The sequence below is a fragment of the Phenylobacterium sp. genome, assembly GCF_013911965.1.
Taxonomy (GTDB): domain Bacteria; phylum Pseudomonadota; class Alphaproteobacteria; order Caulobacterales; family Caulobacteraceae; genus Phenylobacterium.
On record NZ_JACESE010000008.1, the window covers coordinates 1 to 19,324 of the forward strand.

The 19,324-nt window shown below is 70.2% G+C and carries 17 protein-coding genes; 7 read left to right on the forward strand and 10 right to left on the reverse strand.

What is annotated here, in order from left to right:
• Nucleotides 1-87: 87 nt before the first annotated feature.
• On the reverse strand, nucleotides 88-1,197 hold the full coding sequence (locus H2041_RS09520) for a phosphatidylinositol-specific phospholipase C1-like protein (RefSeq protein WP_293412003.1): 1,110 nt from the start codon (nucleotides 1,195-1,197) through the stop codon (nucleotides 88-90).
• A gap of 162 nt (nucleotides 1,198-1,359) precedes the next feature.
• On the opposite strand from H2041_RS09520, the gene H2041_RS09525 reads away from it, so the two are divergent.
• Nucleotides 1,360-2,991, forward strand: a complete 1,632-nt coding sequence (locus tag H2041_RS09525) for an EAL domain-containing protein (protein WP_293412005.1) — start codon at nucleotides 1,360-1,362, stop codon at nucleotides 2,989-2,991.
• Between the two features lies 1 nt (nucleotide 2,992).
• Here H2041_RS09525 and H2041_RS09530 read toward each other — a convergent pair whose 3' ends face one another.
• Nucleotides 2,993-4,816, reverse strand: coding sequence for a DUF885 family protein (locus H2041_RS09530; RefSeq protein WP_293412007.1), 1,824 nt, complete (start codon nucleotides 4,814-4,816; stop codon nucleotides 2,993-2,995).
• Nucleotides 4,817-4,955: 139 nt separating this feature from the next.
• Nucleotides 4,956-6,446, reverse strand: coding sequence for a sodium:alanine symporter family protein (locus H2041_RS09535; RefSeq protein ID WP_293412009.1), 1,491 nt, complete (start codon nucleotides 6,444-6,446; stop codon nucleotides 4,956-4,958).
• Between the two features lie 235 nt (nucleotides 6,447-6,681).
• Here H2041_RS09535 and H2041_RS09540 point away from each other — a divergent pair, with 235 nt between their 5' ends.
• The 3 genes from H2041_RS09540 to H2041_RS09550 all read left to right on the forward strand — a co-directional run bounded on the left by H2041_RS09540 (nucleotide 6,682) and on the right by H2041_RS09550 (nucleotide 9,441).
• Nucleotides 6,682-7,932 carry a M20/M25/M40 family metallo-hydrolase gene (locus H2041_RS09540; protein WP_293412011.1) on the forward strand — a complete coding sequence of 417 codons (1,251 nt, stop codon included), beginning with the start codon at nucleotides 6,682-6,684 and terminating at the stop codon, nucleotides 7,930-7,932.
• Between the two features lie 96 nt (nucleotides 7,933-8,028).
• Nucleotides 8,029-8,703 carry a hemolysin III family protein gene (locus H2041_RS09545; RefSeq protein ID WP_293412013.1) on the forward strand — a complete coding sequence of 225 codons (675 nt, stop codon included), beginning with the start codon at nucleotides 8,029-8,031 and terminating at the stop codon, nucleotides 8,701-8,703.
• Between the two features lie 120 nt (nucleotides 8,704-8,823).
• A complete protein-coding gene (locus H2041_RS09550; protein WP_293412015.1) occupies nucleotides 8,824-9,441 on the forward strand; it encodes an exopolysaccharide biosynthesis protein in 618 nt (205 codons plus the stop codon).
• 58 nt (nucleotides 9,442-9,499) lie between these two features.
• Here the strand turns inward: H2041_RS09550 and cckA are convergent, their stop codons facing one another.
• Together cckA and H2041_RS09560 are read right to left on the reverse strand one after the other, a co-directional pair.
• Nucleotides 9,500-11,572, reverse strand: coding sequence for a cell cycle histidine kinase CckA (cckA, locus tag H2041_RS09555; RefSeq protein WP_293412374.1), 2,073 nt, complete (start codon nucleotides 11,570-11,572; stop codon nucleotides 9,500-9,502).
• Nucleotides 11,573-11,710: 138 nt separating this feature from the next.
• Nucleotides 11,711-12,061 (reverse strand): DUF3147 family protein, encoded by a 351-nt coding sequence (locus tag H2041_RS09560; protein ID WP_293412017.1) that lies wholly within the window; start codon nucleotides 12,059-12,061, stop codon nucleotides 11,711-11,713.
• A 177-nt stretch (nucleotides 12,062-12,238) separates the two neighbouring features.
• Between H2041_RS09560 and yghU the strand changes: the two genes are divergently transcribed.
• Both yghU and H2041_RS09570 read left to right on the forward strand, forming a co-directional pair.
• A complete protein-coding gene (gene yghU, locus H2041_RS09565) occupies nucleotides 12,239-13,114 on the forward strand; it encodes a glutathione-dependent disulfide-bond oxidoreductase (protein WP_293412019.1) in 876 nt (291 codons plus the stop codon).
• 7 nt (nucleotides 13,115-13,121) lie between these two features.
• On the forward strand, nucleotides 13,122-13,754 hold the full coding sequence (locus H2041_RS09570; protein ID WP_293412021.1) for a CoA pyrophosphatase: 633 nt from the start codon (nucleotides 13,122-13,124) through the stop codon (nucleotides 13,752-13,754).
• A gap of 27 nt (nucleotides 13,755-13,781) precedes the next feature.
• On the opposite strand, the gene H2041_RS09575 is transcribed toward H2041_RS09570, so the two are convergent.
• The 4 genes from H2041_RS09575 to fliQ form a co-directional block, all read right to left on the reverse strand.
• Complete coding sequence (locus H2041_RS09575; RefSeq protein WP_293412023.1) at nucleotides 13,782-15,455, reverse strand: carboxylesterase family protein; 1,674 nt, start codon at nucleotides 15,453-15,455, stop codon at nucleotides 13,782-13,784.
• 116 nt (nucleotides 15,456-15,571) lie between these two features.
• On the reverse strand, nucleotides 15,572-16,663 hold the full coding sequence (gene flhB / locus H2041_RS09580) for a flagellar biosynthesis protein FlhB (protein ID WP_293412025.1): 1,092 nt from the start codon (nucleotides 16,661-16,663) through the stop codon (nucleotides 15,572-15,574).
• 3 nt (nucleotides 16,664-16,666) lie between these two features.
• Complete coding sequence (gene fliR / locus H2041_RS09585) at nucleotides 16,667-17,422, reverse strand: flagellar biosynthetic protein FliR (protein ID WP_293412027.1); 756 nt, start codon at nucleotides 17,420-17,422, stop codon at nucleotides 16,667-16,669.
• Between the two features lie 20 nt (nucleotides 17,423-17,442).
• Nucleotides 17,443-17,706, reverse strand: coding sequence for a flagellar biosynthesis protein FliQ (gene fliQ, locus H2041_RS09590; RefSeq protein ID WP_293412029.1), 264 nt, complete (start codon nucleotides 17,704-17,706; stop codon nucleotides 17,443-17,445).
• A 142-nt stretch (nucleotides 17,707-17,848) separates the two neighbouring features.
• Between fliQ and H2041_RS09595 the strand changes: the two genes are divergently transcribed.
• Nucleotides 17,849-18,397 (forward strand): TIGR00645 family protein, encoded by a 549-nt coding sequence (locus H2041_RS09595; protein WP_293412031.1) that lies wholly within the window; start codon nucleotides 17,849-17,851, stop codon nucleotides 18,395-18,397.
• A 4-nt stretch (nucleotides 18,398-18,401) separates the two neighbouring features.
• Here the strand turns inward: H2041_RS09595 and H2041_RS09600 are convergent, their stop codons facing one another.
• Entirely contained in the window at nucleotides 18,402-19,112 is a 711-nt protein-coding gene (locus H2041_RS09600) for an SDR family oxidoreductase (RefSeq protein ID WP_293412033.1), read from the reverse strand.
• Nucleotides 19,113-19,324 lie beyond the last annotated feature (212 nt).

Consider the following 19,324-nt stretch of genomic DNA (forward strand, 5'->3'; position numbering starts at 1 on the left):
CTCAGGTCGTAGCGCGCCATCTCAAGCTCCTTTCGGAAGCCTTGAATCAGCGTCGCCCTCAGCCAGCAAGCTTTATGGGTTCAGAACCTAGCGGGCGGGACTGGCGGCTTTCGGATTGAGCCGCGCGGCGCCCTCGCCCGGCAGAACCACCTGGTAATCGCCCAGGCGGCGGTCGGGGACCATGTAGTCCGTCGAAACATAGTGGGCGCCGGAGGCGAAGGCCGCCTCGCGCCGCGCCGTCTCGCCGGTCCGCGCCTCGGTGGTGTCGGCGTCAGCGCGGGTACGCACGATCAGGCCGGCGGCCACCGCCGCGGCGATGCGCTCGGCCTCGCCCTCCGGGTCGTTCAGCGTGATGTAGCCGGCGGCCGGCTCGTCTTCCTCGATGTTGACGAACATGACCCGCCCCTCGAGCGAGGACCGCCCCCCGCGGTAGAGATCGACCTGGTTGCGCGGAGCGTCGAGGGCGAACATCACCCGCCCGCGCGCCTCGCCCAGCTTCGGCCAGGCGCCAGCCGCGGCGGCCGCCCGCAGGGTCGGATGCTCGCCCTGCACGTCATCGGGGGTGATCAGTCGCTCCGGCGCGAAGACGCTGCGAATCTCCGCATCGACGGCGTCCATGGCCGCCGCATCGAAGGGCGCCGGCGCCACCGCGCCAGGAATGGGCAGCGCATCCCCCTCCTTCAGGTTCAGCAGGATGAGCAGCGGCGCGTGGTCGGGGTGAGCCTTCGACCAGGCGGCGATCTCGCCCAGGCACTGGACGAACAGCGGACAGACGCTGCGGTAGTCGATGTCCTGCACATGCATGACCTTCAGACCCGGGGCCCGCAGAGGCGCGAGGTCGTAAGGCGTCGTCTGTGCGGCGATCCGGCGGGCGGCGGGGTCGGCGTAGCGCCCGGGTTCCGGATCGTTCAGCACGTCGATCTCGAGCTGGCGCGCGCCGGCGGCGAGTTGCTCGGCCAGCGGGCGATGGGCGTAGTCGAGGCTGCGCGCCGTGTCCGGAGCGGTCGCCTGCAGCAGCGCCATCTCCGCCGGTGCGATGGCCAGCTTGTAGGAGTTGTGGGTGCCGACCGCCTGCAGCGCGTTCATCGGCAGGGCGTCCACGGCGGCGCGGGTGCAGCCGTCACGCCCGCTGGGCGCCTCCAGGTCGCAGTCGGCGGGAAGGGCGAGGGCGGCGGCGAGAACGAGGGCGCTGATCATGGGGCGGTTCTGAAGCCGGTGCGCGACCGGCGTATGACAAAATGGGCGCGGCGAACCTCCCCGATCCGGGGAAATTCACCTTAGCGCGGCGCGGCAAGCTCGACCCTTATTACGTCGGATTAAGCCCGTTCTGCCAGTCTCCGGGCCGACGGGAGACCCGCCTTGCTGCTCACCAGACGCCTCCTCGGCTTCGCTTTCGCCTCCGCAGACCTTCTGATCGAGCTGTCGTCAGAGGGACAGATCACCCTTGCCCTCGGCGCGGGCGAGGCGCTCACCGGCGCGGCCGATCGCGAAATCGAGGGGGCCTCCCTCGCCGGCTTCGTGGCGCCGGCCGACCAGGAACTGGTCCGCATGGTGCTGAAGGGGCTGGAAGACGGCATGCGCGCCGGCCCCGTCGTGGTCCGGCTCGCCCCGCAGGCGGACGGCGCGGCGCGGGCGGTCAACCTGTCCGCCTTCAGGCTGCCGGATAATGGCGGCGCCGTCTCCTGCGCCCTGACCCGCGCGGCGGCGCCCAAGGCGGCCGGACCCGACGGCCTGCATGACCGCCGCTCTTTCGAGGACGCCGCCACGGCGCTCTTCAAGCACGCCCGAACCAGCGGCCTGGAGGTCGAGCTGGCCATGGTCGAGGTCCCGGGCTTCACCGAGGTCACCCGCCAGGCCGGCGAACCCGAAGGATCGGCGCTCCAGGCGCGGCTGGCCGCGGTGATCCGCGCCGAATCCTTCGCCGGCGCCACGGCCGCCGGGCTTGGCGGCGATCGGTACGCCCTGCTCCGCGAAGGGGGCGAAAGTCCCGAGACGATCTCTCGCCGGATCGGCCGGCTGCTCGACCTGGACGCCGGCCTGGGACTGGAGCCGGTGGTCCGCTCGGTGGCCATGAGCGCCGACACGGCGCCCGAACAGCTCCTCAAGGCGATCCGCTATTCGGTGGACGAATTCGTGCAGAAAGGCGCGGCCGGCGCGACGCCCGCCACGCTCGGCGAAGCCTTCGAGCGCTCGCTGGCGCGCACGCTCGCCCAGGTGACCGCCCTGGGCCAGCGCGTCGAGGGCGGCGATTTCAGCCTCGTCTACCAGCCGGTGGTCAGCCTGCGCGGCGACTTGCGGCTGCACCACTACGAGGCGCTCATCCGCTTCGGCGATCAGGGCACGCCCTTCCCGATGATCCGGATGGCCGAGGAGATGGACCTCGTCTGCGCGCTGGACGCGGCGGTGGTGGACCGGGCGCTGGACAAGCTCCTGGCCGTTCCCGGGCTCGTACTGGCCGTGAACATCTCCGGCCGCTCGATGAGCAAGCCCGCCTTCGTCACCCATCTGAGACAGCGTCTGAAGTCCTCGCCGGGCGTGCGGGGGCGGCTGATCTTCGAACTGACCGAGAGCGTGGCCGTCGGCGACCTGTCCGAGGCGGACCGCCACATCCAGGCGCTGCGCGCCGAGGGCTGCGAGGTCTGCCTGGACGACTTCGGCGCGGGCGCCAGTTCGCTGGCCTATCTGCAGCAGCTGAACGTGGACGTGGTGAAGATCGACGGCAGCTTCATCCGCGAACTGGAGCACGACACGCGCGGGTCGGCCTTCATCCGCCAGCTCGTGCGCATGTGCGGCGAAATGAAGGTGCGAACCCTGGCAGAGATGGTCGAGACGCCGCTCGTGGAAGACGTCATTCGCAAGGCCGGCGTCGACATGGCGCAGGGCTGGCTCTATGGCGCGGCCGCCCGCGAACCGACGCCGCCCGCCGTCCCCGCCCGGGCCGCGGCCGCCCCCGCGGCGCGGCGCCGGGGGGCGGTGGAGAGCTGGGGCTAGCTCAGGTCCGGCTTGCGGCGTAGTCGCCGATCACCGATTCCAGCACGGTCAGCGGCATGGCGCCGGACAGCAGACCCGCATCATGGAAGGCGCGGATGTCGAAGGCCGGCCCCATCTTGGCCTTGGCCTCTTCGCGCAGGCGCAGCCAGGTGAGCTTGCCGACCATGTAGCTGCAGGCCTGGCCCGGCCAGACGCAGTAGCGCTCGATCTCCGTCGTGGCCGCCGAGGTGGGCGAACCGTCGATCGAGGTCATGGTCTCGATGGCCTTCTCGCGGCTCCAGCGCTTGGCGTGGAGACCGGTGTCGACCACCAGGCGCGCCGCCCGGAACAGGGCCGCCTGGAGATAGCCGACCTCGGCCAGCGGGTTGTCCTCGTAGACGCCCATCTCCTTGGCCAGCTCCTCCGAATAGAGGGCCCAGCCTTCGCCGTAGGCCGAGAAGAAGGTGGCCCGCCGGATCATCGGCAGATCGGCCTCCTGCTGCAGGGCCAGCTGCATGTGGTGGCCGGGAACCGCCTCGTGATAGGCGAGCGTCGGCAGGGTCCAGGTCGGGTTCTCCGCGGAGTCCCGCAGGTTGATCCAGAAGATGCCCGGCCGTGATCCGTCCAGGGTGGGCTGGTTGTAGTAGCCGCCCGGCGCGCCGGCCTCGATGAACTTGGGCACGCGGCGGACTTCCACCGGCGCCTTGGGCAGCGTCCCGAAGTATTCCGGCAGGCGCTTGGACATGGCGTCGACCATGACGTTCAGCGAGGCGATCAGCTCTTCCTTGCCGGCGTCGGTGTTGGGGAAGTGGTGCTTGGGATCCTTGAACAGGGCCGCGATGCGCTCGCCAACGCTGCCCTGGGTGTAGCCCTCGGCCTTCAGGATCACATCGGCCCGCGCCGACAGCTCGCGCGCCTGTTCGAGTCCGAGCTGATGGACCTCTTCGGCCGAAAGCCTCGTGGTCGTCGAGGCGCGCAGGGCGTGCTCGTAATAGGCCTCGCCCTCGGGCAGGCGCCACACGCCCGCATCGTGCACGGCCTTGGGCGCAAGCTCCGTCATCAGCGCGATCTGACGCTCGAGCGCGGGAACGACCTTCTCCAGATAGATCTTGGAGGCCTGGGCGGCGTAGTCGCCCGCAATGCCCTTTTCGGCCGCCCGCGTGGCCACGCTGGTGACGAGCGGCGAATCCTCCGCCGGGCCTTTGAGGCCGTTCATCTGGATCAGGGCGCGCTCGATGATGAAGTCGGGCGGGACGACGCCCAGGCCGACGTCGCGGCGGACGCGCTCGATCTCCTGGTCCATCACCGAGCCGAAGGCCTCCAGACGGGCCAGATAGGCGTCGGCGTCGGCCTTGGTCTCGATGGTGTGCTGCGAGCCGAGGAAGTCCGGGACCCACTGATAGGCGCCGGTGAGCTGCGACAGGACGTAGGGCTGGCCGGCGCCCTCGTCGCCATAGACGAACCGCTTGTTGGCGGCGTCGGTCGTCTCCAGCGAGAACATGACGGCGTCGCGGTTGACCCGCGCCATGCCGGTGAGCTCCTCGCGCGGGATGGTCTTCAGCCGCGCCAGCTGGTCGGCGGTCTTGGCGCGGTCGCGCGCCAGCTCCTCCAGCGAGGCCGGGCTCAGCTGGCCCTTGGCCGCGGCGCGGGCGCCCTGGTCGAGGCCCAGTTGCGTGACGAGTTCGGGACTGTCTTCAAGGGCCTCCTGGTAGAAGGCCTCCAGCATGGCGTCCAGGCGGGCTTCGGCGCCGCCTTGCGTGGCGGCCCGCGCCGCGGTGCGGCCGGCGACGCCGGCCAGGGCCAGGGCGCCGGCGGCGCCGAAGAGCATCTGACGTCGGGTGTGCACGGGCGGACTCCTTGTCGCTGTTACGTCTGTTACAGGCCACGCTAAGGGCGCCGCCGTCGCAGGGAAACCCGCAAGGCGCCGCCTCGCGCCTTAATTCGCCGTCATGAAGGCCGGCGCCGGGGGCTCAACGCCCCCGGCCTCAGTCGTCGTGGTCCTTGCCGGCGCGCCGGTCGCCCTTGGCCAGGGCGAAGACCACCGTGGAGAGCATGGCCAGCGCGAGCAGGTTCGGCAGGGCCATGGTGGCGTTGGAGATGTCCCCCAGGCGCCAGACGAAGGTGATCTCCTGGAACGAGCCCACGAAGATCATCAGCACCCAGACCAGCCGGAACGGCAGGGCGAACTTCTCGCCGAACAGGAAGGTGGTCGCCCGCTCGCCGTAGTAGCTCCAGGTGAGAAGCGTCGTGAAGACGAACAGGATCAGCGCCACCGAGGCGACCAGCGAGCCGATGGGGAAGCCGAAGACCGGCATCGGGAAGGCGGCGGCGTAGGCCGCCTCCGTCATGGCGAAGCCGTTCAGGTCCGAGGTCCAGACGTGGCGCTGCAGGGTCTCGACCCCGTCGGGCCCGGTGTGCGGGAAGGCGCCGTGGACGGTCAGCAGGACGAGGCCCGTGGCCGTGCAGATGATGATGGTGTCGATGAAGGTGCCCATCATGGCGAAGCGGCCCTGGCGGGCGGGGTCGTTGGTCTGGGCGACCGCGTGGGCGATGGCCGTGGAGCCCTGGCCCGCCTCGTTGGAGAACAGGCCGCGGGCCACGCCGGCGCGGATGGCGATGATCATGCCGGCGCCGAGGAAGCCGCCGGCGGCCGCGTGACCGTTGAAGGCGCTCTCGAAGATGGTGGCGAAGGCGCCGGGCAGGTCGCTGAAGTTCAGGGCCAGCGCGATGACGGCCATGGAGATGTAGGCCAGAGCCATGGCCGGGACGACCTTCTCGGCGATGGCGCCGATGGACTTGATGCCGCCGATGATCACCGCGAACACGGCGGCGGCCACGATCAGACCCGCCGCCCATTCCGGCATGCCCGTCAGGCCCGAGATGGAGTCGGCGACCGAATTGGCCTGGATCATGTTGCCGGTGGTCACCGACGAGAACAGGGTGCCGATACAGAAGAGGACGGCCAGCCAGCCCCACTTCTTGCCGAGGCCGCGGCGGATATAGGTCATCGGGCCGCCGTGATAGCTGCCGTCCTCGCCGCGCTCACGGAAACGGATGGCGAGCGCGCCTTCGGCGAAGGCCAGCGCCATGCCGATGAGCGCGGTGATCCACATCCAGAAGAGGGCGCCGGGGCCGCCCAGCGAGATGGCGGTGGCCACGCCCGCCAGGTTGCCGGTGCCGACCTGCCCCGACAGGGCGGTGGAGAGGGCGGCGAAGGGCGAGATTTCGCCGGCCTTTCCGTCGCCCTCGGCGTCGGCCTCCTTCTCGCTCTTGAAAAGGCCGACGAAGGCGGAGGCCAGATGGGTGATGGGGTAGAAGCGCAGGCCGATCATCATCCACAGCCCGACCCCCAGCAGGGCCACGACCATGGGCGGGAAAGGCAGGACGGTCTGGCCGTTCCAGGCGCCGCCCCAGATGAAGTCGCTGACGTTGGTGACCTGGGCGTAGAAGCCCGCAAGGGCGCCGGTCTCTTCCATGATTTCCCCCGATTTGGCCCCGCGCCGGGCGCGAAGGCGCGACCCTAGACCTGCCGGCGCGGATTTGACCAGTCCCGTTGCAAGTCCTTGCCCGCTCGGGGCGCCGGCACGAAAGGCCTGGGCGTCGCTGCGGCGTTCGGCGCATCATGGCGCCCGACTCGCAGCCAATCTGAGATGAAAAAGGGCCCGGCCGATGATTCCATGTGCGTTCCGATCCTTCGTGGCCGCCGCGGCGATGAGCGTGAGTCTGGCCGGGTCCGCCCTGGCGCAGGCGTCGGCGAGCCCTGTGCCGGAGATCGCCGGGAGCGCCGCGTTCCAGGCCGCCAAGGCCCATCTGGCGAGCGACTTCGACCGCACCGTCCGGGACATCGTCACCCTCACCGAAATCCCCGCCCCGCCCTTCCAGGAGGCGGCGCGCGGCGAGGCCTATCGCGAGATGCTCGCCGCGCACGGCTTGAGCGAGGTGACGATCGACGCCGAGGGCAATGTGATGGGTCTGCGCCGGGGCGCGGGTCCGGCGGGCGGCCCCGTGGTGGTGGTCTCGGCCCACCTCGACACCGTCTTCCCGGCCGGCACGGACGTGAAGGTGCGCCGGGAGGGCACGCGCCTGATGGCCCCCGGCGTCGGCGACGACACCCGCTCCCTCGCCGTTCTGCTGGCCTATGCGCGCGCGCTGGACGCGGCGAAAATCGAGACGGAGAAGGACATCCTGTTCGTCGGCACGGTCGGTGAGGAAGGCCAGGGCGACCTGCGCGGCGTCCGCCACTTCTTCAGCCAGGGCCCCTACAAGGATCGGGTGGCCGCCTTCTTCTCCTTCGACGGCTCCGATCCCACGCGCGTGGTGACCGGGGCGGTCGGGTCGAAGCGCTACCGCGCCACCTTCCGCGGGCCGGGCGGACACAGCTTCGGCGCCTTCGGGATCGTCAACCCCATGGCCGCCATGGCGCGGGCGACGGCGGACCTCTACGAGGTCGAGGTCCCCGCGAGCCCGAAGACCACCTATTCGGCCAGCGTCACCGGCGGCGGCGTGTCGGTGAACTCCATCCCCGCCGAGGTCTTCACCGAGTACGACATGCGCTCCGAAAGCCCCGAAGCGCTCGCCGACCTGGAAGCCAAGCTGCTCGCCATCTTCGAAAAGGCCGTGGCCGAGGAGAACGCGGCCCGCTCCACGTCGCAGGGCGAGATCAGCCTCGACCTGCGCAAGATCGGCGATCGTCCGGCCGGCGGCACGCCGCTGGAGGCGCCGCTGGTGCGCGACGTCGCGGCGGCCATCACCGAGATGGGCTACGAGCCCAAGTTCAACGCCTCCTCCACGGACGCCAACATCCCCATGAGCCTGGGGATCCCCGCCGTGACGGTCGGCTCCGGCGGATCGGGCGGGCGGGCCCATGCGCTCGACGAATGGATCGACGTCGAACCCGTGGAGACGGTGCGCGGAATGAGCGTCGGCCTGCTGGCCATCCTGGCGGCGGCCGGTATGGACTGAGATGTCGCAATACGGACAAAGGGCGGCGCCAGTTTGGGATTCCCCTGGGCGCCGCCGGTGCGTTTGACGTAGAGGTGCGACAGTAAGGAGAGGCCCGTGAACCCGCCCGCGACCAAGCCGCCCCGCCACTATCCCACGCCCTCGGCCAAGTGCGCCGACCTGTGCGTCCATGTGGCGGGCCTGACCGCCGCCCTGATCGGCGGGATCGTGCTGCTCGTGCTGACGGCCTGGACCGGCACGCCGGCGATCACGGCGGCCGTCGCGGTCTATGCGGCCGGCCTGCTGGTGATGCTCGGCTGCTCGACGGCCTACAACTTCGCCCCTGCGCGCCATCGGCCGCTGCTTCGGCGCCTCGACCATGCGGCCATCTTCGTGATGATCGCCGGCTCCTACACCCCCTTCACGGTGGCCAGTCTGTCCGGCGCCTGGGCCGTGGCCATGACGGCGGCCATCTGGGGCGTGGCGGCGCTCGGCGTGGCCGGCAAGCTCTTCCTGCCCGGGCTCGACAAGAAGCTGTGGGTGGCCATCTATCTCGCGCTCGGCTGGGCCGTCGTCGTGGCGATCAAGCCGATGCTGGCCGCCGTGCCGCTGCCGGTCATGGGCCTGCTGGCCGCCGGCGGCGTGCTCTACAGCGTCGGCGTCATCTTCTACATGATGCGCAAGCTGCGGTTCCGGCGCGCCATCTGGCACGGCCATGTGGTGGGCGGCGCCGGCATCCACTACGCCGCCGTGCTCCTGGGCGTGGTCCTGAGCCAGCAAGCCGCCGCCTGAGGCGTGGACGACGGGCCACAAGGCCTCTCCATTCGATCTTCAGGCGTCGCCCGGGGGGTGCAATTTCCCCGCCGCGCGTCCATCTGACTTCCCGATCCTTCCCAGCCCCGCAGGACCGCCTTGGCCGACGACGTTCATCGCTTTTCCGACATCATCGAAGCCCTCGCCGAACGGCCGGGTTCGAAGGTGACGGTGGCCGACGTTCTCGACGCCTTTGGCGACCGGGCGTTCGGCGCCTTGCTGGCCGTGTTCGCCGCGCCCCTGGCCCTCCCCATGCCGCCCGGGGTCTCGGCCATCCTGGGCGCGCCGCTGATCTTCATCGCCTTTCAGCAGATGATCGGGCGGCCGACGCTCTGGCTGCCCAAGGCGCTGATGAAGCGGTCCATGCGCCGCGCGGAGTTCCTGACCATGACCGTGCGGCTGCGGCCGCACCTGAAGCGGCTGGAGCGGCACCTGCGGCCGCGTCTGCAATTCCTCTACGGCCCGATCGCCGACCGCTTCATCGGGGCGGTCTGCGTGCTGCTGGCGGTGATCGTCTTCCTGCCGATCCCCTTCGGCAACATGCTGCCCTCCTTCGCCATCGCCGCCTTCGGCTTCGGGCTGCTGGAGCGCGACGGTCTGGCGGGACTGGTGGGCGGCGTGGCCGCGGCGATCAGCGTCATCATCCTGATCCTGATCTGGAACGCCCTGCTGGCCGCAGCGATCGCCTTCGTCGCCACCCTGGTCGGCATGTTCTGACACGCGGAGGGGGTGGCCGCTCGCCCCGTCCGCCGCGCGCCTCGACCGGACAGCCCGTTCAGGCCGCCTTCTGAAGCTCCTGCTTCACCCGCTCGGCCAGGGTCTTGATGTCGATCGGCTTGGGCAGGAAGGAGATGTTCTTCTCGCCTTCGAGCAGGTTGGAGAATTCCGCCTCGGCGTAGCCGGAGATGAACATCACCGGCGCGCCGGCCAGGTACTGCCGCGCCTGCTTGAGCAGGTCCGGGCCCTGCATGCCGGGCATGACGACGTCGGAGATCATCAGGTCGATCTCGCCGGCGTGCTGCTCGGCCAGCTCCAGCGCCTCCTCGCCCGAACCGGCCTCGATAACCTCGTAGCCCCGCGCGCGAAGCAGCCGGGCGGCGACGCCGCGCACGGCGTCCTCGTCCTCGACGAACAGGATGCGGCCGGCGCCGGACAGGTCGCGGGCGACGGTCTTCGGCTTGACCAGCGGGGCCGGCGCGGGGGCGTCGACCGCCGGCTGGTGGATCGGCAGGAAGATGCGGAAGGCCGCGCCCTCGCCGGGCTTGGAGTTCACCGAAATCCAGCCCTCGGACTGCTTGACGATGCCATAGACCGTCGCAAGACCCAGGCCCGTCCCCTCGCCCACCGGCTTGGTGGTGAAGAAGGGGTCGAAGATCTTGTCCATCACCTCGGGCGGAATGCCGGGGCCGTCGTCGGAAACCTCGATCAGGGCCTGGTCGCCCTTCGCGCCGGCATAGCCGAGGGCGGACGCCTCGGCCTCGCTGACGCGGGCGGTACGGATGCGGACGGTCGTGCCGCCATGGGCGCGAACCGCGTCGCGCGCGTTCACGGCCAGGTTCATGACCGCCGTCTCCAGCTGCCCCCTGTCGACGCGCACGTGCGGCAGGTTGCGGCCGTACTCGGTCTCGACGGTCACGTCTTCCGAGAGCACGCGGCGCAGCAGCACTTCGAACTCGCTGATCAGCTCGCCGAGGTCGAGAATCTCGCGCTGCACGGTCTGCTTGCGCGAGAAGGCCAGAAGCTTGCGCACCAGGTCGGCGGCGCGGTTCGAGGTCTGGCGGATCTCGTTCAGCCCCTCATAGGACGGGTCGCCCACGGGGTGGCGCGCCGCCAGGCTGTCGAGCTGCATCAGGATGGCGGTCAGCAGGTTGTTGAAGTCGTGGGCCACGCCGCCGGCGAGTTGGCCGATGGCCTGCATCTTCTGGCTCTGGGCGAGCTGCAGCTCCATCTGCTTCTGGTCGGAGACGTCGACCAGATAGGCGACCCAGCGGCCGTCGGTGCGCGACAGATAGAGGTGGGCGATCTTCGACGGATCGCGCGAGAGCCGCACCTCCAGGGCGTTCTCGCCGCCGGCCGAGAGGCGCTGGGCGGCGTCCTGGCGCGAGGCGGCCTCGATCAGATCGCCGAAGGCCTGCCCCTTGGCGATCGCGCCGGCCATGGCGCCGAGCGCCGGATTGGCCTCGACGATGACGGCGTTGAACGGATCCTCCCCCTCCAGGAGGGCGGCGCCGAAGGGCGAGGCCGCGGCGAAGGCGTCCAGAACCTTGGGCGGCGGCGGCTTGGCCCCCGCGGCGGCCGTCAGCACCTCCAGCGCCGCGGTCGGCAGGGCCAGCGGCTCGCTGCGGGCGGGCTTCAGCCGCACGAGGAACCGCCGGGGCCCGACGGGCGCGACCTCGACATGGTGCTCGGCGCCGGCGAGCTTCAGCTGCGCGTGCGCGGCCTCGCCCCGGCGCGCGGCGGCGAGCGCGGAGAACAGGCTGGCGGCCGAAGCGCCGGACTTGGGCAGGCGCGGGGCCTCGCCCACGGCGTCCCGCCAGGCGGCGTTGCAGGCATGGATGCGGCCGTCGACGGCGGCCAGGGCGGCGGGCTCGTCCAGCGCCTCGACCAGACGCTCGGCGCTGGGTTCGTGTTCGGCCGGAGCCTCCAGGCTCGAACGCAGGACGAAGAGGCCAAGGCAGGCGACGCCGGCGAGACCCACCAGCAGCATCAGGCCGGCGAGCGTCGCCGGGCCGGCGTTGATCGCCGGCGCCGCGGCGAAGGCCACAGCCATCAGGAAAAACACCACCGCAACCGCTGTCAGCGGGTCGAACCGGCGGCGCGGCGCCTCGCTAGGCGTCATCTCGGCCATGGCGAACCTGCGGCTTGCTTTCCGTTGCGGGACGAAGCGCCCCAGCGAATCATCGGACATCATACTCCACAAGGTGTCGTGAGACCCTTACGAGACCTTTCTGTGGCGAGACGGATGCGGCCGGTCGCCGCAGTTTTTTCAAAGCTTGAGGCCGAGACGGGGTCCGAGCCAGGTCATTCCCAGATAGAGCAGGACCGTCAGCAGACAGCCGAGCCCCAGCGCCAGGCCGAAGGCCACGCCCCGCCGCAGCAGCCACGGGATCAGCAGGAACATCGGCAGGGACGGCAGGACGAACCAGAAGGTCGCCTGAGCGTGGGCGGCCATGCCGACCGGATCGCGCGTGTCCCGCCAGAGCCAGATCATGCCGAGCACGGAGACGAGCGGCAGGGAGGCGATCAGCGCGCCGAATCCCGGACTGCGCTTGGCGACCTCGGACACCACCGCGATGATGACGCCGCTGATCGCCGCCTTGGCCAGCAGATAGAGCATGCCTTTCCCTCCCCCTCGTCGCGGCTCATCCTGTGGGGCCGGACCACGAACTGTCGAGGCCGATGCGCGGCGAAAGGGCCGGGCCGGCGCCGCCCTCGACTCGCAAAGCCGCTTCGTGCCACCCACATCCGACGGGCGCGCGGAGAGACGCGCCGAAACCGCATGGGAGATGCCGGAATGAGCGAAGCTGAATACACCCCGCCCAAGGTCTGGACCTGGAACAAGGAAAGCGGCGGCCGCTTCGCCAACATCAACCGGCCCATCGCCGGTCCGACCCACGAGAAGGACCTGCCCGTCGGCAAGCACCCGATGCAGCTCTATTCGCTGGGCACGCCGAACGGCCAGAAGGTGACCATCATGCTCGAGGAGCTGTTGGCGCTGGGCCATGCGGGCGCCGAGTACGACGCCTGGCTGGTCAATATCGGCCAGGGCGAGCAGTTCTCCTCCGGCTTCGTGGAGGTGAACCCCAACTCCAAGATCCCGGCCCTGATGGACCGCAGCGGTCCGGAGCCGATCCGCGTCTTCGAGTCCGGCGCGATCCTGATCCACCTGGCCGAGAAGTTCGGCGCCTTCCTGCCCGCCGATCCGGCCCGGCGGGCCGAGTGCCTGTCCTGGCTCTTCTGGCAGGTGGGCAGCGCGCCCTATCTCGGCGGCGGCTTCGGGCACTTCTACGCCTATGCGCCGATCAAGATCGAATACGCCATCGACCGGTTCGCCATGGAGGTGAAGCGCCAGATGGACGTGCTGGACCGCCGCCTGGCGGAGAGCGAGTTCCTGGGCGGCGCCGACTACACCATCGCCGACATGGCCGTCTGGCCCTGGTACGGCGGCATGGCCAAGGGCCTGCTCTACGAGGGCGGCGAGTTCCTGTCCGTGCACGAGTACAAGAACGTCATCCGCTGGGCCGACCAGATCGGCGCGCGCCCGGCCGTCAAGCGCGGCCGCAAGGTCAACCGCGCCAGCGGCGACCCGGCCGACCAGTTGCGCGAACGCCACGACGCCAGCGACTTCGACACCAAGACCCAGGACAAGATCGAGGCGGCCCAGAGCTGAGGCGACCATGCCCGCCGACTTCGCCTTCGGACCGGATCTGCGGCAGGCGCTCGCTGAGCGCTGCCGCGCCTTTCCGCGCATCGTCCACCCGACGCCGGGGCTGAAGCTCGCGGCCGTGGCGATCACCCTGGTCGAGGCCGACGACGGCTCCGGCCAGGCCGCCTTCCTGCTGACCCGGCGGGCGACGTCGCTGCGCGCCCATGCCGGCCAGTGGGCCCTGCCGGGCGGCCGCTGCGATCCGGGCGAGACCCTGGAGGTCGCCGCTCTGCGCGAGCTGGAGGAGGAACTGGGCCTGTCCCTGCCCCCGGCCGACATCCTGGGCGTGCTCGACGACTATCCGACCCGCTCGGGCTACGCCATCGCCCCGGTCGTCGCCTGGCTGGACGATCCCGGCGAGATCCGGCCGAACCCCGACGAGGTCGCCTCGGTCCACCGCATCCGCCTGGACGAACTGATGGACCCCGGCGCGGTCAGCTTCGAGACGATCCCCGAGACGCCGCGGCCCGTCATCCGCCTGCGCATCGGCGACCAGCACCTGCATGCCCCGACCGCCGCCGTGGTCTATCAGCTCCGTGAACTGGCCGCCGGCCGCATCACCCGTGTGAGCGAACTCGACCAGCCGGTCTTCGCCTGGCGGTGAGGCGCAGCGGCCTGCCCGCCGCCGGACCTAGACCGGCGCGTCGCCGCCCTTCTCCCCCGGCGCCGGCAGTTCGCTCTGCCGGTCCTGCTGGGAGCCGAAGCTGGCCATGAGCTTGCGCTGTTCGCTTCGGATGTCGTTCTCGATCCGGCTCCGCGGTTCGTCGAACACCATGGCCGGCCGCGTTTCCCCGTTGTAGGCGGGCCAGGCCGGCAGGCCGGGGGCGGCGGGGACGCCGGTGCGGGCGAAGGTCGCCCAGGCGGCGCTCATCTGGTCGGCCAGGGCCTGGGCCTGCGGCGTGACCGGTCCGACCATCACATCGGCCTTGTCCAGGTTGTCGAAGACGAAGGGGATCTCCTGGGCGTGAGGCACGAAGTAGCGCCCGTCCTGCACCGGCGTCTCCCGATAGAAGGCGTAGTAGTAGGCTGGCGCGCCCGCCTGCGCGGCCTTGCGCTCGGCCTGGAGGGTCGAGTCGAGGAAGTAGCCGCGGTCGGTCGCCACCATGTAGAGCAGCTCGGCGTTCGGGCTCTCGGGATAGAGCCGCTTGTAGAGGCCGTAGACCTCGTCGGCCCGCGCCTTCGACGTGAACCCGCCGATCATCGCCCTGAGGCCGCCCTCGCTGAGCGTGTCCATGGCCGGGTTCGAGCCCAGGAAGACCGACATCTCGGTGCGGTTGGTCCCGATCATCATCGGCACCTCGGCGGACATGGCCGGCGCGTCGGGGTCGAAGGGATGGCGTGGCAGCAGCTTGCCGTCCACGCTGGGGCGCCATTGGCCGAGCCCCGAGCTGGCCTTCGCCGCGGCCCGCTGCAGGTCCGCCATCGGCACATCGTGGATCTTGTCGATGTCGGCCGGCGAGAGGTTGAGCTCGGCGAGCAGCCGCCGCCCCTTCTCCGCCGCGAGTTCCGGTCCGTCCGTGCGCAGCTGGGACCCGCTCTGGACCACCGCGCGCTGGAAGAGGCCCCTGGCCGGCTCGTAGGCCATCAGGACGCTGACCTTGCGGCCGCCGCCGGACTCGCCATGGATCAGAATGCGGTCGGGATCGCCGCCGAAGCGCTCGATATTGTCGCGCACCCACTGCAGGGCCGCCACGCAGTCGAGCATGCCCACAGAACTGCTGGCGGCGTAGCGCTCGCCAAAGGCCGCAAGGTCCGCATAGCCGAAGACGTTCAGGCGGTGGTTGATGGTCACCACCACCACGTCCTGCTTCTTCGCCAGATTGGTCCCGTCGTACCAGGCCGAGGAGCCTGAGCCGGTGGAGAAGCCGCCGCCGTGCATCCAGAACATGACCGGCCGCTTGCCCGTCGTCGAAGGCGTCCAGACGTTGAGGAAGAGGCAGTCCTCGCTCTCCGGCGGCGGCTTGATGTCCGAGCGGATCGGGCTCGGATAGCGCGCCGGCGCGCCCTCCGGCCTGGGCGGGCGCACGCCCTCCACCACCGTCTGGGGGGCCGAAGCGCCGTAGTCCAGCGCCTCGCGGACGCCGGCCCAGGGGGTGCGCGGCCGGGGCGGCTGGAAGCGGTTGGCCCCGCCGGTGGGCTCGCCATAGGGCACGCCCTTGAAGACCAGCACGCCGTCGCGCTCGGCGCCCATCACCTTGCCGGCCGAGGTCTCCGCCACCGGCGCAGCGCGCTTCGCAAACGCCGGACCCGCGGCCAGCCAGAGCCCGCCCGCCAGCACCCAGCGCCGATTGAGTTCCGTCGTCATGATGGTCGCCTCCCCGCGGACCGCATCGCCCATTCTTGCATGCGGTATATCACACGGCTCGGAGGCTGTTGGCTATGCCGCCGGCCCTCTTGGGGCTGCAATGTCCAGGGCCGGCCTTAGCGCATCGGCCGCGGCGTCGGGCGAGGCCTGTTCTTGGCGCTGAGGATGAAGCCGATGATCTTGGCGACCGCCTCGTAGTGCTTGGGCGGGATGGCCTCGTCGATCTCGACGGCGGCATAGAGGGCGCGGGCCAGGGGCGGGTCCTCGACCACAGGCACGCCGTTCTCCTCGGCGATGGCGCGGATCTTGAGCGCGACGGCGTCCAGACCCTTGGCCACGCACTCGGGCGCGGCGGCCGCGCCGGCCTCGTACTTCAGCGCCACGGCGTAGTGGGTCGGGTTCATGACCACGACGGTCGCCTCGGGCACGGCCTGCATCATGCGCCGGCGGGACTTCTCATGGCGCAGCTGGCGCAGCTTGGCCTTGATCATCGGGTCGCCGTCGGTCTGCTTGAACTCCTCCTTCACCTCCTCGCGGCTCATGCGCATCTTCTTGAGGAAGCGCTGCCGCTGCCAGAGCCAGTCGCCCCCCGTGATGACGAGCATCAGGGCGAGGACCGCGAAGACCAGCTGACGCAGGATCTCGGCCGAGAAGGGCAGCATGGCCGCCGGGTCCAGGGCCGACAGTCCCTTGAACTCGTGCATGTGGGGCTTGAGCACCCACCAGGCCACGGCGGTCACGGCCAGGATCTTGGCGATCGACTTGCCGAACTGAAACAGTCCGTCGGGGCCGAAGATGCGCTTGAAGCCCGAGAGCGGCGAGAGCTTGCTCCACTCCGGCTTCAGCTTGTCGGGCGTGAACATCAGCCCGTGCTGCATGACGTTCCCGGCGATCCCCCCGAAGGCGGCGGTGACGAGCACGGCGCCCAGGACCGGGGCGGCGGCCGTCATGGCCTGACGCGCGACCCAGACGCCGCCGGCCCCCTCCAGCGGGATCTGCTCGGGGTGGGCGATGAAGGGCAGCAGGGCGTTGGCGAGGTTCTTGGTCAGCCAGCCCCCCAGTATGGCGAACACGCCCGCCGAGAAGGCGAGCGCGGCCAGGGGCGCGAGATCGGACGACTTGGCGACATCGCCCTTGTCCCGCGCCTGTTCGAGTTTCCGTGGGGTGGCCTCTTCTGTTTTCGAGGCCTCGTCGTTCTGCTCGGCCATGGCTTAGAGGAACACGCTGAGGAGTTCGCGGTAGCGCTCCACCCACACCATGCCCAGCACGCCGAGACCGAGCGCGAAGATCGAGAGCGAGGTCAGCACCAGGAGCGGCGTGGCCACGAAGAAGATCTGGAACTGCGGCATGACGCGGCCCACCAGGCCCGTCGCCGCGTTGAAGATGAGCGCGAAGACGACCACCGGCGCGGCCAGCTGCAGGCCCATGGCGAAGGACTGGGCGACCGTCTGCACGGCCAGCTGCCCGGCGTCGCCCACCGGCACGTCGCCGCCGAAGGGGAAGAGCCGGTAGGAGGAGACGATCGCCGCCAGGAACATGTGATGCAGATCGGTCGTCATGATGAGCGTCACGCCGAGCACGGTCAGGAAGGTCGACAGCGAGGTCGACGGCTGGGCCTGGCCCGGATTGGCCGTCTGCGAGAAGGCGAGCGTCGACTGGATCGAGATGATCTCGCCGGCGATCCCCAAGGCGCCCAGGAACATGCGCAGCACCGCGCCGATCATCAGGCCGATCAGGATCTCGCGCAGGATCTGGCCGAAGATCGCGCCGGTGCTTTCCGGCACGGCGCCCACCTGGCCGCCGAGGACCGGAAACAGCATGAGGGCGAACAGAAAGGCGAAGGCCAGCCGGATACGGGCCGGCACCGAGCCGTCGCCGACGCCCGGCATCAGCATCAGCATGGCGCCGAGCCGGGCGAAGACGAGCCCGGCGGCGTAGACCTGAGAGGCTGTGGCGTAGGATTCCACGGCGCCGCCGCCCTTCCCGCCTACATCGCCGCGATGCGGGCGGCGATCTGGTTCATGAAGCCGCTCATCAGCGCGCCCATCAGGGGCAGGAAGAGCAGCAGAGAGATGAAGATGGCCACGATCTTCGGCGCATAGACCAGGGTCGCTTCCTGGATCTGGGTCAGCGCCTGCATCAGGCCGATGGCCACGCCGACCACCAGGCCGACGATCAGCACCGGCGCCGACAGCTGAATGGTGAGCCAGATGGCGTCGCGCCCGACGTCCAGAACCTCGGCGCCGTTCATCGCGCTGCCTCTCGATACGAACTTGGAACTTGCGGCCGACCCTGCCCAAACGTGGTTAACGAAGACCTACCAGAAGGCTGCGCCCTGGCGCCGCGGACAAGCTTCGCTATATCTCCCGCGGTCCTGGAGAGAGGCGCAGACGATGAGCGAGACTCCCGCTTCCGTGTCGAGGAAACCCCGCGCCGAGCGGCTGCTGGAAAGCGGCCTGTTCCACGCTCGCTGGCTGATGGCGCCCTTCTATGTCGGCCTGGTGGTCGCGCTTGCCGCCCTCATGGTCGTCTTCGCCAAGAAGCTCCTGGTGGCCCTGCCGACCATCGGGTCTCTGAGCGCCGAGGAGGCCATTCTGCTGGTCCTCTCCCTCATCGACCTGTCGCTGGCGGGCAACCTGCTGCTGATCGTGATCTTCTCCGGCTACGAGAACTTCGTCTCGAAGATCGACACCGCCAACCATGAGGATCGGCCGAGCTGGATGGGCACGGTGGATTTTTCCGGCCTGAAGATGAAGCTGATCGCCTCGATCGTGGCCATCTCCGCCATTTCCCTGCTGCGCGCCTTCATGCAGCTCTCCGAAGGGCATGGCATCGAGGAGCGCTCCCTCTACTGGCTCGTGGTGATCCACGTCACCTTCGTCATATCCGGCGTACTGCTGGCGCTGATGGACTGGCTGGCGGCCAAGGTCGATCGTCACTGACGTCTCAGCGCACGAAGCTGGCGCCGTTCACGTCGAGCACCGCGCCGGTCATGGAGGCGGGCGCCTCCAGCGCCAGATAGGCGGCCACGCTCGCCACCTCCTCCGGCTGCGCCACGCGCCCCAGCGGGATGTCGGCGAGGAGCTTATCGCCGCCGCGGCTCGCCAGGTACTCGTCGGCCATGCCGGTCATGACGAAGCCCGGGCAGATGGCGAAGGCCAGAACGCCGCGGTTCGCATAGCCGCGGGCGATGGACTTGGTCATGGCCACCATGCCGGCCTTGGACGCCGCATAGTGCCAGTGGGCGGGAGAATCGCCGCGATAGGCCGCCCGGCTCGCGACATTGACGATGCGCCCCTCGCCGCCCCGCTCCCGGACGTGCAGCACCATGCGCCGGCAGAGGTCGGCGGCGGCCTGAAGATTGATCCGCCAGGCCCGGTCCCAGGCCTCGCGCCAGACGTCCGGATCGGCGTCGTCGGCCACGGCCTCGAACACCCCGGCGTTGTTGACCAGCACGTCGATGCGGCCGTCGAGGCGGGCCAGCGCCTCGTCCCACAGGCGGTCGGCGGCGGCCGGATCGGCCAGGTCGGCGGCGATCCGCCCCTCCGCCGCGGAGGTGGCGTGGCCGATCACGCGGGCCTCGCGTCCGCTGAGCGCCTCCACGACGGCCGCGCCGATGCCGCGGCTGGATCCGGTGACGAGGACGTGGACGCTCATGGGGGGCTCCTGCGAGTGGAATCGGATGCGGCCTGTCGCCGAGGCCGCGCCAGCCTTAGCCGTCGAGGCGGCTCGTGTCCCGGCGCGCGTGCGGCGAGACGGGGCCCGCCCTCCACGCCGCACGGCGCTCTGTGCGTCATGGCGCTCAAGGCCTGCAAGGTGCTATGATCAACCCCTTGGCGCGATGAAACCATCGCCGCCCCGGCCGGAAA